We start from the raw sequence: 12463 nt of genomic DNA on the forward strand, positions 1-12463 counted from the left end.
ACACATGTTAAAAAGTGTTAAAAGTAAAATTAGTTGAGTTGTTCACTAATTTTACCGAAGCGGCGTTCGCGTTTTTGGTAGTCTACAATAGCTTCAAAAAGGTCTTCCTGCCTAAAGTCGGGCCAAAGGGTCTCGGTAAAATATAATTCTGTATAGGCCATTTGCCACAACAGAAAATTACTGATCCGATGTTCACCGCTTGTTCTGATCATCAATTCGGGGTCGGGCATATTTATAGTGGTCAATTGAGCAGAGAAATGCTCTTCATTAATATCTTCAACATTTATCGTCCCATCTTTTGCTTGTTGTGCCAATTTCTTCGCAGCTTCAAGAATCTCCCATTTAGCACTATAACTTAAAGCCAGGGTTAAAGTACAACGTGTATTATTCGCCGTTTTATCCATGGCATTCTTCAGGTCATCAATACATTTCTGAGGAAGGGAAGCTATATCTCCGATAGCATTAAGCCGAATGTTGTTCTTGTTAAGTGTTTCCGTTTCCTGGTTAATAGTAGAAATCAACAATTCCATCAACGCATTGACTTCTTCAATAGGTCTGTTCCAGTTTTCGGTTGAAAAAGCATAAACGGTTAGGTACCTGATACCTATTTCCACACAGCCTTCAACAATATCTTTTACCGATAAGACTCCACTTTCATGGCCAAATACCCTGAATTTACCTTGATTTTTGGCCCATCTACCGTTCCCATCCATGATGATGGCGATGTGTTCCGGCAAGCGGGTAGTATCTATTTGTTCTTTAAATCCCATTTATTTTCCGCAAATATGCTTAAAATGTATAACATTTTTGGGACACAAAGGTATAAGATATGCCAATACCTACAAACATATATGTATCTCTTTTTCTAAAATCGCCTCTCTGAATACCTGGGGCACCATATTGACTATGAGATGGATCTGAAAGTTTCTTACGATCAGCTAAATAGCTATCATTTTTCCAGACTGCGGGGTTCGGATATCTGCTACTTACATCATCCAGATAATCAGTGTGAGCAGTCCGGTAACCGATCTGAGAAAACAGCCCCCAATTGTCCTTCAATCTTAGTTTTACCCCTACCCCATAAGGAACAGTCAAAGTATAATTACGGTAGGCCCCACTTTGTCCCTCCGTTTGATAAAATCGTAGATTATATTCTTTATCAGCGTAAACTGCTTTTGGGCTGTAAAACACACCTCCGATACCAGTAAAAATATAAGGCGTAAACCGTTTCGTTCCCCCACCAGCAAAATAATTCAGAAAGTTAAAATCAACTTGAAGGCTCAGCTCATTTAAAGCTGTCTTAAAATTGAGGTTCCGGTCTCTGAACTGGCTATTTTCCGAATCTGCATCATTGGCCTTAATCTTTCCATAGTTATAATGGAGACCAATAGCCCAATAGGCATCAATATTCATTTTCGCATAAGCACCCGCCGAAAAACCACTTATTTTCAGTAATTTATCCTGGTTCAGATCTCCGATATAACCGGCACCACCACCCATTACCCCAAGTTCAAAAGTCTGCGCACAGACATTTAACATCCCAGAAAAGAAGACGATAAAACAAGCCAATTGCCGGATGAAATGCATACTAGTAATTACGGGTATCTATTCCCCAAAGTAGTTTATTCCTTAAAGTAGTCAGATAGCTTTCATTATTAAGCCTGATCAGATTTACGTGAAATTTAGCCTTATTGAGCGTTATTTTCACCGATCTGTCTACCGTTTCCGTTCTCGAATCACATGAAACAAGGAATTTCGCACTTCTTGCTTCTACTTCAAAAGTCAGGGTTACATCATCAGGAACAATTAATGGACGTACATTTAAGTTATGTGGAGCTATGGGAGTGATGACAAAGTTCTGGGAGCTGGGATAGATAATCGGTCCGCCACAACTCAAAGAATACGCTGTTGATCCCGTTGGGGTTGCAATAATCAAACCATCAGCCCAATAAGAGTTGACGAATTCATTATTCATATAAGCATGAATAATCATCATGGCCGAGTTATCTCTTCTGTGAATGGTAATATCATTCAGCGCGAAGTTCTCTTCTCCAAATAGGTCATAAGTCGACTCTAAACTTAAAAGTGTGCGTTTATCAAGTGAGTACTCTTTATTCTTTAAAGCTTCAATAGCGGTTTTGATTTCATCTTTATTGATACTCGCCAAGAAGCCAAGTCTTCCGAAGTTGATTCCGATGACGGGAATTCCAGAGTCACGAACTAAAGCCAAAGTATCCAGTAACGTACCATCACCGCCTAAGCTGATCAATACATCAGCATGTCCAATCAGCTCTGTATGCTGCGTAAAAGCAGTAATATGATCTGGAAGTTTAATCTTATCTTTTATAAAATCCAGGTATTTTTTATAAACGAGTATGGGGGCTTTATATTGATCAAGAACATTAAAAACTTCCTGAACAAATGGCAATACACTATTATTGAATTCCCTACCGTAAATTGCAATCTTCATTTAGCGTCTAGTTTTATCAGTAGATAATTATTTTATTGTGTTTATATTTTTAGACATTCAAATAGTTCATAAATGAATTGAACCGATCTTCTGTTCCATCGTCGGTCTTAGTGCTGTTAAACACTGCCTTAACCTGGTAATTATACCTCTCAAAAGACGCGATAATACCAGACAACTCTGTTTTATTTATCTTCAACGTAACTTCCAGTTTTGTTGAATCAGGGAATGATTGCACATAAGAAGACAAGATCTGGGCATTGTCGGCCTCAACAATCTGTGCCATGTGGGACAAAGAGTTATTTCTGTTACTGATTTCGAGGACAATAATTCCTCCCGGCTCTTTTACCGCAAAGATATCTGCTATATAGCATAACAGATTATTAATAGATATTAATCCAAGATAATTTTTCTTATAATCTAATACAGGAACTACTGATAAATTTAACTGATTTAGTAATCTGACCACATCATAAACATGTGCATCTTCATAAACAAATGGATTTAAGAGTGTAAGCGACAATCCACCAATTTGCGTTTCTACATCCTTCACTTCTATCAACTCATCTTCAGCCAGCAAACCTAGAAACTGACTTTCATTTACGATTGGTAAATGGGAAAGTTTGAACTCAGTCATCCTTTCCATAGCCTTCTGAACAGTGTCAGACGTCCTTAATGGAGGTATAGAATTTGATATGAGTTCGGTTGCCAACATTGTTTATTTCAGTAAAATTCTGTTTAAAAATTTATCAAGGTATCCATTAAAAACTTCAGGGCGTTCCATCATTGGTGCGTGTCCGCATTTGTCTACCCAGTTCAGTTCCGAATTTGGTAAAAGTTCATGAAATTCTTCTGCTACCTCCGGAGGTGTTACTTTATCCTGTTGTCCCCATATGAGTGATACGGGAATAGTGATTCTCGAAAGGTCTTTTGACATATTGTGTCTGATAGCCGATTTAGCCAGAGCAAGGATACGAATCACTCTCGATCGCTCATTTACCGTCTTATAAACCTCATCAACCAGTGACTTGGTTGCTGTAGCCGGGTCATAAAAAGTGAATTCTACTTTTTCACGGATATAATCATAGCTTTCTCTTTTAGGAAAAGATCCGCCGAATGCATTTTCATATAAACCAGAGCTGCCTGTAAGAACCAATGCTTTTACATTCTCCTGATGTGCCAATGTAAATACCAGTCCAACATGCCCCCCCAGGGAGTTCCCTACCAAAACTACCTGATTTAATTTTTTATGCTTTAAAAATTTGTGTACGTATTTCGACAAGCTCCTCACACCAAGAGTAAGGATAGGAAGTTCATATATTGGCAATATTGGTACCAGGATATGATAATTAGCTTTAAAATGGTCAATTACGGGTTCCCAGTTACTGAGCTCTCCCATTAAACCATGAAGTAATACCAGGGTTTCACCTTTTCCGGCTTCTATATATTTAAACCCGCCTTCGTCTATTACTTCGTATGTCATATATATTTTGTGTAATGATTATTGCTACTAAGTTAGTAGAGTAAAATTAATTTAATGTAATTTAATATATTAATTTAAGGAAAATAAATGAATCACTTTAAATATGCAGCATATTTTATGCCAAGTGTTTCTTTACCAATTCAGCGATAAGCTTCCCATCTGCCTTGCCAGTCAGCTCTTTATTGGCCAGCCCCATCACCTTTCCCATATCTTTAACTGAAGTAGCGCCCGATGCTTCGATCAGCTTTACAATTATTGCCTCAATCTCTTCAGCATCTAATTGTTTAGGCATAAATGCACTGATTACAGCAATCTCTTCCTCTTCAACCACACTTAAATCTTCTCTACCTTGTTGTTTATAAATATCCGAAGATTCTTTTCTTTGTTTAATCAGCTTCTGCAATAGCTTCAATTCTGCTTCTTCAGTAATTTCTTCTGCATTACCTTTTTCAGTTTTTGCCAAAAGTAATGCAGCCTTAATTGCTCTTAAACCTCTTAACTTCGCCTGGTCTTTAGCCAGCATAGCTTGTTTTATTTCCTGATCTATTGTGTTTGATATCATTGTTTGAGTTGTGGTTATATATTGTTTGTAATATGTTGTGGATTGTAGGTTATGAGGTATGAGGTACAAACCTTTTAATCTCTTTTAATAATTGTACCTGTTGCCTGTGCCGTTGGCATGATGAGCATATCATTGATATTGACGTGTGCCGGTCTGCTCACCACATACCAAATGGCATCTGCAATATCATCGGCCATCAAAGGATCTACTCCATCATAAACTTTCTTAGCTCTGCCTTCGTCTCCCTTAAAACGAACTTTAGAAAACTCTGTCTCCACCATTCCAGGATGTATTGCTGTAACTTTTATACCATAGGTAAGCAAGTCAATCCGCATACTTTTACTCAAAGCATCAACGGCATGTTTTGTTGCACAATATACATTCCCGTTTGGATACACTTCCTTTCCAGCAATAGAACCTATATTAATGATATGTCCGCTTCTTTCAGCCACCATCCAATTAGAAACTATCTTAGTCGAGTAGAGTAAACCTTTAATATTTGTATCGATCATGGTATCCCAATCGCCTATTTCGCCTCTATGAATCGGATCCAGTCCCTGACTTAAACCAGCATTATTGATTAAAACATTAACTTTTTTCCACTGTACGGGTAATGTTTCCAAAGCATATGACAGATTTTCAAAATCCCTTACGTCGGCAACAATGCACTTCACTTCCACAGCATACTTATCTTCCAGATGTCTTCCGGATTCCTTTAGCCGCTCTTCTCTTCGTCCTACCAGTATTAAATTATATCCTTTTGCAGCAAATAAATGTGCGCATGCTGCTCCTATGCCAGAAGTTGCCCCTGTAATGAGTGCCGTTTTCATATGATATTATTTTTAGCCATACAACATTCGAAAAGGTATGTTTAGCAATTCAAACGTCCATTGTCACCTAGACTACACCTTTTTCGGATGCTTTCTGAGCAAGCAAAGCTATAATTTTTTTACGAGTATAAATGTGTTTTTAACGCGAATACCTTACTCGAAAAACAAACTGAAAGTAACATGACGCAACATCAACTTGTCAATTGGGGCTGAATACGGACTCGGGTCATTCTTTAATACGTTATTTAAAGCATAGGACAGTTTTATTTCCGGTGACATTTTAAAGTATTCGAAATAAAGGTCAACACCAAACCCCGCCTCGCATGATAAGAAGTTCTTTTTATTCTTCAAAAATTTCTCCATCGCAGCAAAAGAATCATCATTACTCCTCTTTTTTGAAGCAATATCCATTGAATACTTTGCTCCACCGATGACATAAGCTCTAAAATTATTTCTTCTGTCTGACTTTAACTTAATTCCAAGCGGGATGTCAATCATAGTCGACTGCACTTTTTTTTCTATAGGAGCCTCCAATCCTGCAAATTCATACGTAGCCAGGCGATCATTAAAAACGAGTGTAGGTGTAAACCTCACGTCTGCGTTCTCACCCAAACGTTTATTCACTACGAAGCCAATACCAAATCCCGGCGAAGATTTAGAAGAAAGCGATTTAAGTTCTCCAGAAACAATCCTTCCGTTTTCATCTATAAATGGTTTTTGCCAATCTATTTTTTTTAAAAACTTAAATTCAGAAGTCAGGTATTGAAAGGTAAAACCGAAATGGATCTCGTCGTCATCTACACCACCTCCCCAGTTTTGGGCAGCAGCAGTTTGTGCGGCCATAAGGCACACCAACAGTACATATAGTTTTGTCCTTTTAATCAATTTTATTTAATTCCTGTGTAAATGGCACATATACCAAAAGTAAGACGAATATCTTTACTCTTTTTAAACCCGACCTTATTCATTAACTTGATAAAATCTTCGCCATCAGGAAATGCTGCAACAGACTCTGGCAAATAAGTATAAGCACTATTGTCTTTAGAAAACATCCTTCCAAAAAATGGGAGTACCTGGTTTGAGTAAAAATTATAGCCTTGTTTAATTGGGAATGCCCTTGGTTTAGAAAATTCTAAAATGACAATCTTACCCTCCGGCTTTAACACACGATACATATCCGCCAGCCCCTTTTCCAGATTTTGATAATTCCGTACGCCAAAGGCTACAGTAATGGCATCGAAATGATTATCGTCAAATTGTAAACCTTCAGAATCTCCCATCTGAACAGAGAAAACATGCTGAAGATTTCGTTCGCTGATTTTTTTTCTTGCCACATCCAACATTCCTTCAGAAATATCTACACCAATGATTTTCTCCGGTTGTAAAATATTTATCGCTTCAAAAGCAAAATCACCTGTTCCGGTAGCCACATCCAGCATAATCCTGGGTTGTATCGCTTTAAGCTCTTTAATCGCCTTTTTTCGCCATAATATATCAATACCCAGGGAAAGAAAATGATTTAAAAAATCATAAGTTCCGGATATATTATTGAACATTGTGGCCACCTGTTCTTTCTTGGTAGCATTCTGAGATTGGTACGGTGTAATGTTTTCGCTCATAGTAAGCAGCAAAGATAAGTATTGTTGAAAACTAATTTTCTACCTTTGTCAAATGATTATAAAATCAGCAACATTTATTTGTAGTAATACGAAGGTTTCGGCCTTACCTACTGCCAACATGCCCGAATATGCATTTATCGGTCGTTCAAACGTAGGCAAATCATCATTGATCAATATGTTGGTTAACCAGCATGGTTTGGCTAAAACCTCGCAAAAGCCAGGAAAAACGCAGCTTATCAACCACTTTTTAATTAATGAGAAGTGGTATATAGTAGATTTACCAGGCTATGGATATGCTAAAGTATCTAAAAGCAGCAGAGAGAAATGGGAGAAATTCATCCGCAATTACATTACCAAGCGTGAAAGCTTGCAATGTGTATTTGTTTTGATCGACAGTAGACTTGAGCCTCAAAAAATTGATCTGGAATTTTGTTGTTGGATGGGAGAAATTCAAATCCCTTTTGCACTTATTTTCACAAAGGCAGATAAACAGTCCACGGTAAAGACAGATCAGAATGTCGCTTTGTTCAAAAAGGCATTAGGTGGATGGTTTGAAGAAATTCCTCCTTATTTTGTAACTTCTGCTGAAAAGGCCCTTGGAAGAGATAAAGTTCTTGACTTTATTGAAGAAGTAAATAAAGATTTTGCCATGCCTGATTTATCGCCCGCTTCTGACTATTAAATTTCTAATTATACATGAAAAAGTATTTTTCATTGGTACTATTTGCACATTCCATTTTTGCGTTACCATTTGCAATGATTGGTTTTTTTCTTGGTGTAACTACTACCGACAATCCTTTTAACTGGCTTAAACTAGTGCTTGTGCTCCTATGCATGGTGTTTGCACGCAATGCTGCAATGGCCTTCAACAGGTACCTGGATAGAAATATAGATGCCAAAAATCCACGCACACAAATGCGCGACATTCCGGCAGGCAAGGTATCAGCCAGTGAAGCTTTAACCTTTGTCATAATCAACTGTATACTTTTTACAGTGACTACCTTTTTCATCAATAGCCTCTGTTTTTATTTATCACCGATAGCCTTGTTTGTGGTGTTATTTTACAGTTATACGAAAAGGTTTACCGCATTGTGTCATCTTGTGCTCGGTCTGGGACTTTCCCTCGCACCAATAGGAGCCTACATAGCTGTAACGGGCATGTTTAACCTGGTTCCAGTACTTTATTCTTTTGCCGTATTGTTTTGGGTAAGCGGCTTCGATATCATTTACGCGCTCCAGGACGAAGATTTTGACAAAGGGGAAAAACTACATTCTATTCCTGCAGCTTTAGGCATAAAAAACGCATTAAACCTGTCGGTCGTTTTGCACATTTTATCCGCAACCTGTGTTATAGTCCCTATCTTTTTCAGTAGTTTTAGCTGGGTTTATTATATTGGTGTTGCCTTTTTCTGTACAATGTTGATTTATCAACACTTACTGGTAAAACCAACTGACATTAGCAAAGTAAACCGTGCTTTTGCCACTACCAATGGTTATGCCTCTGTTGTTTTTGCTATTTGCTTTTTATTGGACGCTTTTTTAAGAACTTATTATAATTTTTAGATCCTATGATCAACCTTACCATACCTAAGAAAACACGAGTTTATATTCCGCAGGATCTACAAATTGAATGGAACAACCTTGAACCCATTTTAAATGAGTTACTGGAACGTCAGATCGATAACGTTAATGAGCTGGAACAATGGCTTAAAGACAAAAGTGAACTTGAAGCTGCTTTAGAAGAAGATTTTGCATGGCGGTACATTAAAATGAGTTGCGATACGGCAAACGAAGAACTGGTTAAAAATTTCCAATATTTTGCAATGGAAATTGAACCTAAGATTTCTCCAATTGCAAACCTCCTGAATCAGAAGTTCAATGACAGTGCTTTTATTGATGAACTGGATCAGGAAAAGTATTTTGTCTATATCAGGGCAATCAGAAAAGCACTTGAAATTTACAGGGATGAAAACGTTGAACTGCTCACCAAATTACAGGTTAGCCAGCAGAAATATCAAGGTATTACCGGCGCAATGAGTGTAACGATAAATAACCAGGAGTATACACTTGAACAAGCTGCCAATTTCATTAAAGATACAGACCGGGCAGTTAGACAGCAGGCATGGGAAACTATACAGCAACGCCGTTTGGCAGACAAAGATGATTTAAACATACTATTCGATGAACTGGTAGCTATGCGCCATCAGGTTGCTTTAAATGCCGGCTTTGAAAACTACCGGGATTACATGTTCCAGGCGCTTGGCAGATTTGACTATACACCTAAAGACTGTTACCATTTCCATGAAGCTATAGAAAAGAAAATCGTTCCAATTCTTAAAGCGCAGGCTGAAAAAAGGGCGGAATTGCTAGGTATCGAAGTTCTAAAACCATGGGATATGGATGTAAGCACTACAGGTAAGCCTGCATTAAAACCATTTAAAAGTGGAGAAGAACTCATTGATAAAACAATAAATTGCTTTAATGCTATTGATCCTAAACTGGGGCATATGCTTTCCATTATGAAGGCCAACCAGCTTTTTGATGTGGAGAGCAGAAAAGGCAAAGCTCCGGGCGGGTACAATTATCCTCTGGCAGAAACTGGTGCACCTTTCATTTTTATGAATTCGGCCAACTCATTTAGGGATCTGACAACAATGGTTCATGAAGGTGGGCATGCTATTCATACTTTCCTGACAGCGAACCTGGAACTGAACGACTTTAAACACTGTCCGTCGGAAGTAGCAGAACTGGCATCTATGAGCATGGAATTGATCTCTATGGACAATTGGCATATCTTTTTTGATAATGAAGAAGACTTGCTCCGTGCTAAGAAAGAACAACTGGCCGACGTACTTAAAACCCTTCCATGGGTAGCCGTAATAGATCAGTACCAACATTGGATTTATACCAATCCGGATCACAATGCAGCTGATCGTGAAAATGCATTCAAACAAATATACAACCGTTTTGGTGCCGGCTTTACCAATTGGGACGGCCTGGAGAAAGAATTCGGCAACACCTGGCAAAAACAGCTTCATCTTTTTGAAGTACCTTTTTATTATATTGAATATGCGATTGCCCAATTAGGAGCCATAGCGATCTGGAAAAACTATAAGGAAAACCCGCAAAAGGCATTACAACAGTACCTGGAGGCGCTCGCACTGGGGTATACCAAGCCAATCAATGAAATTTACGAAACTGCAGGTATTAAGTTCGACTTTAGCCTGGATTATATTGATCAGCTCGCGTCCTTTGTAAAAGAAGAATTAGAGAAATTAGGGTAGTTTACAAACTAAATTTCTAAGTTTGAATAATACCGAACTAACCGAAAAAACTAAATATGTTTCAAAAACTGCTCAGGAAAAAGTCTATTGATAAAATATTGGCGGATGCCGAAAAGGGATATGGTGAACATGGTACATCGTTACACAAGACCCTTGGTGTAAGAGACCTGACAGCTTTTGGCATTGCAGCCATTATTGGTGCAGGTATCTTCAGCACAATAGGCAAGGCCAGTGCTGATGGTGGGCCGGCAGTGATATTTTTGTTCATATTTACAGCTATCGCCTGTAGCTTCGCCGCATTTGCTTATGCAGAATTTGCCTCGATGGTGCCGGTTTCCGGTAGTGCCTATACCTATTCTTATGTTGCATTTGGTGAGCTCGTAGCCTGGATTATAGGTTGGTCATTGATTATGGAATATTCCATAGGAAACATTACTGTTGCCATTTCCTGGTCCGATTATTTTACAGGTCTACTCTCTTCTATACAAATTCCAGCCATGGGCATTAATGGCATTCATGTACCCGATTGGGCAACAATGGACTACCTTTCGGCCTACAATGGACATAAACATGCAGAAGCATTGGTAAATGCTGGAAAAAGCTTTGCGAATTTAGACGACGCCACCAGAATAGCAAATAATGCCTGGATTACTGCCCCAAAAATTGGAGGCTTTCATCTGGTAGCCGATCTACCTGCCTTAGGGATTATCATTTTTATTACCTGGTTAATTTACAGGGGAATGAAAGAGTCCAGAAACGCAAGTAATGCGATGGTGATTGTAAAACTGGCGGTCATTTTATTGGTACTCGCAGTTGGTATATTTTATGTAGATACGTCCAACTGGAATCCTTTTGCCCCGAATGGTGTATCAGGCGTACTAAAAGGTGTTTCTGCAGTATTCTTTGCTTATATTGGTTTTGATGCGATCTCTACAACTGCTGAAGAGTGTAAAAACCCACAACGTGATTTACCACGGGGGATGATGTGGGCCATCATTATCTGTACAATACTCTACGTTGCAATAGCACTAGTCCTTACCGGTATTGTAAATTATAAACTCCTTGCGGTAGGCGATCCACTTGCTTTTGTATTCGATCAGATTGATCTGAAATTGATGAGCGGCATTGTCGCTGTGAGTGCTGTATTTGCCATGGCTAGTGTACTACTAGTGTTTCAAATGGGGCAGCCAAGAATCTGGATGAGTATGAGCCGTGATGGTCTATTGCCCAAATCATTTTCTAAAATACATCCTAAATATAAAACACCTTCTTTTTCTACAATTGTTGTTGGATTTGTAGTAGCCGTTCCTTCCTTATTTATGAACCTCACCATCGTAACCGATCTATGTTCAATTGGAACGTTATTCGCCTTTGTATTGGTTTGTGCCGGTGTATTGGTATTGCAAAACAAACCAGGTGTTAAAAGAGGTAAATTCAAAATACCTTACATAAACTCAAAATATATAATCCCCTTACTATTTGCAGGAATGATAGTAACCGGCTTTACTTTATATGAGAAACAAACAAAAGCCTTTTTATTTAATAGCCCTGCTATTAATGGACCTCTTAAGGTTGTTACCTCTCTAAACGAGATTGAAAGAGGTATTATCAAACAGGAAATTGCCTCCGCTGCAAAAAATGCTGGTATCCAAGCGAAGGATAACATTGATGCAGAAGCTTATTTAAATCAACTCACAGCACAACAATACCAGGATTTCATCGATAACTCAGCTATCCATGCCAGTAAAAAATACGAAACTGGCTGGGAACTGTTCAGGCATAAAATTCCAATGTGGATATTTCTGATTATCAGTATTGTAGTTACCTACTTTTGTATCACAAAGAACTTATCACTTATACCAGTTTTAGGCCTGCTTTGCTGCCTTTACATGATGTGTGAATTGGGCATTTCTAACTGGATAGGTTTTGGCATCTGGTTAATTGTTGGCCTGTTCGTCTACTTCCTATATGGCTATAAACACAGTAAACTTAATGTAGAAAATACTCATAAATAGAAATATTTTTGAGATTTATTATAATATTTAAGATTATATAGTTACATTAGACTGGTGATTTGTTATTGATCACCCAGGCTCTTTTATCTCAATAATAGATAAAATCGAGCCATATTAAGTTGCCCTCCTAATTATCCCTATAGTTGTTTGGTCGGACGACCAAAACAATAAAGGCTCCTCCCCGGAGCCTTATTTGTGTAAGG

At 38.3% G+C, this 12463-nt stretch carries 13 protein-coding genes; 4 read left to right on the forward strand and 9 right to left on the reverse strand.

From position 1 onward, the window contains the following. Positions 1-29: 29 nt before the first annotated feature. The 9 genes from R2Q84_RS07825 to ubiE all read right to left on the reverse strand — a co-directional run bounded on the left by R2Q84_RS07825 (position 30) and on the right by ubiE (position 6961). Positions 30-770 carry an isoprenyl transferase gene (locus tag R2Q84_RS07825; RefSeq protein WP_316815994.1) on the reverse strand — a complete coding sequence of 247 codons (741 nt, stop codon included), beginning with the start codon at positions 768-770 and terminating at the stop codon, positions 30-32. Positions 771-789: 19 nt separating this feature from the next. Beyond that, positions 790-1587 (reverse strand): DUF6089 family protein, encoded by a 798-nt coding sequence (locus tag R2Q84_RS07830; protein ID WP_316815995.1) that lies wholly within the window; start codon positions 1585-1587, stop codon positions 790-792. Position 1588: 1 nt separating this feature from the next. Beyond that, positions 1589-2470 carry an NAD kinase gene (locus R2Q84_RS07835; protein WP_316815996.1) on the reverse strand — a complete coding sequence of 294 codons (882 nt, stop codon included), beginning with the start codon at positions 2468-2470 and terminating at the stop codon, positions 1589-1591. Between the two features lie 49 nt (positions 2471-2519). After that, on the reverse strand, positions 2520-3182 hold the full coding sequence (locus tag R2Q84_RS07840; RefSeq protein ID WP_316815997.1) for a CBS domain-containing protein: 663 nt from the start codon (positions 3180-3182) through the stop codon (positions 2520-2522). A 3-nt stretch (positions 3183-3185) separates the two neighbouring features. Continuing rightward, on the reverse strand, positions 3186-3950 hold the full coding sequence (locus R2Q84_RS07845; protein WP_316815998.1) for an alpha/beta hydrolase: 765 nt from the start codon (positions 3948-3950) through the stop codon (positions 3186-3188). 115 nt (positions 3951-4065) lie between these two features. Beyond that, positions 4066-4512 (reverse strand): GatB/YqeY domain-containing protein, encoded by a 447-nt coding sequence (locus R2Q84_RS07850; protein WP_316815999.1) that lies wholly within the window; start codon positions 4510-4512, stop codon positions 4066-4068. 74 nt (positions 4513-4586) lie between these two features. Beyond that, a complete protein-coding gene (locus R2Q84_RS07855) occupies positions 4587-5342 on the reverse strand; it encodes an SDR family NAD(P)-dependent oxidoreductase (protein ID WP_316816000.1) in 756 nt (251 codons plus the stop codon). Between the two features lie 153 nt (positions 5343-5495). Continuing rightward, the gene (locus R2Q84_RS07860; RefSeq protein WP_316816001.1) at positions 5496-6185 is read right to left on the reverse strand and encodes an outer membrane beta-barrel protein; all 690 of its coding nucleotides are present in this window, start codon (positions 6183-6185) and stop codon (positions 5496-5498) included. Between the two features lie 44 nt (positions 6186-6229). Further along, positions 6230-6961 (reverse strand): bifunctional demethylmenaquinone methyltransferase/2-methoxy-6-polyprenyl-1,4-benzoquinol methylase UbiE, encoded by a 732-nt coding sequence (gene ubiE / locus R2Q84_RS07865; protein WP_316816002.1) that lies wholly within the window; start codon positions 6959-6961, stop codon positions 6230-6232. 52 nt (positions 6962-7013) lie between these two features. On the opposite strand from ubiE, the gene yihA reads away from it, so the two are divergent. Genes yihA through R2Q84_RS07885 form a run of 4 tightly spaced genes read left to right on the forward strand, consistent with a single transcriptional unit; the run spans position 7014 to position 12260 of the window. After that, the gene (yihA, locus tag R2Q84_RS07870) at positions 7014-7643 is read left to right on the forward strand and encodes a ribosome biogenesis GTP-binding protein YihA/YsxC (RefSeq protein WP_316816003.1); all 630 of its coding nucleotides are present in this window, start codon (positions 7014-7016) and stop codon (positions 7641-7643) included. 14 nt (positions 7644-7657) lie between these two features. Beyond that, positions 7658-8524: a UbiA-like polyprenyltransferase gene (locus R2Q84_RS07875; protein ID WP_316816004.1), complete on the forward strand. Its 867-nt coding sequence runs from the start codon at positions 7658-7660 to the stop codon at positions 8522-8524. Positions 8525-8529: 5 nt separating this feature from the next. Next, a complete protein-coding gene (locus R2Q84_RS07880; RefSeq protein ID WP_316816005.1) occupies positions 8530-10245 on the forward strand; it encodes a M3 family oligoendopeptidase in 1716 nt (571 codons plus the stop codon). Between the two features lie 56 nt (positions 10246-10301). Further along, on the forward strand, positions 10302-12260 hold the full coding sequence (locus R2Q84_RS07885; protein WP_316816006.1) for an amino acid permease: 1959 nt from the start codon (positions 10302-10304) through the stop codon (positions 12258-12260). Positions 12261-12463 lie beyond the last annotated feature (203 nt).

Source organism: Pedobacter nyackensis (genome assembly GCF_032678475.1).
Lineage (GTDB): Bacteria > Bacteroidota > Bacteroidia > Sphingobacteriales > Sphingobacteriaceae > Pedobacter > Pedobacter nyackensis_A.

Bases quoted from the DNA above. Each gene is read 5' to 3' on its own strand.
- R2Q84_RS07825 (WP_316815994.1), bottom strand. From the start codon at position 770: ATGGGATTTAAAGAACAAATAGATACTACCCGCTTGCCGGAACACATC.
- R2Q84_RS07830 (WP_316815995.1), bottom strand. From the start codon at position 1,587: ATGCATTTCATCCGGCAATTGGCTTGTTTTATCGTCTTCTTTTCTGGG.
- R2Q84_RS07835 (WP_316815996.1), bottom strand. From the start codon at position 2,470: ATGAAGATTGCAATTTACGGTAGGGAATTCAATAATAGTGTATTGCCA.
- R2Q84_RS07840 (WP_316815997.1), bottom strand. From the start codon at position 3,182: ATGTTGGCAACCGAACTCATATCAAATTCTATACCTCCATTAAGGACG.
- R2Q84_RS07845 (WP_316815998.1), bottom strand. From the start codon at position 3,950: ATGACATACGAAGTAATAGACGAAGGCGGGTTTAAATATATAGAAGCC.
- R2Q84_RS07850 (WP_316815999.1), bottom strand. From the start codon at position 4,512: ATGATATCAAACACAATAGATCAGGAAATAAAACAAGCTATGCTGGCT.
- R2Q84_RS07855 (WP_316816000.1), bottom strand. From the start codon at position 5,342: ATGAAAACGGCACTCATTACAGGGGCAACTTCTGGCATAGGAGCAGCA.
- R2Q84_RS07860 (WP_316816001.1), bottom strand. From the start codon at position 6,185: ATGGCCGCACAAACTGCTGCTGCCCAAAACTGGGGAGGTGGTGTAGAT.
- ubiE (WP_316816002.1), bottom strand. From the start codon at position 6,961: ATGAGCGAAAACATTACACCGTACCAATCTCAGAATGCTACCAAGAAA.
- yihA (WP_316816003.1), top strand. From the start codon at position 7,014: ATGATTATAAAATCAGCAACATTTATTTGTAGTAATACGAAGGTTTCG.
- R2Q84_RS07875 (WP_316816004.1), top strand. From the start codon at position 7,658: ATGAAAAAGTATTTTTCATTGGTACTATTTGCACATTCCATTTTTGCG.
- R2Q84_RS07880 (WP_316816005.1), top strand. From the start codon at position 8,530: ATGATCAACCTTACCATACCTAAGAAAACACGAGTTTATATTCCGCAG.
- R2Q84_RS07885 (WP_316816006.1), top strand. From the start codon at position 10,302: ATGTTTCAAAAACTGCTCAGGAAAAAGTCTATTGATAAAATATTGGCG.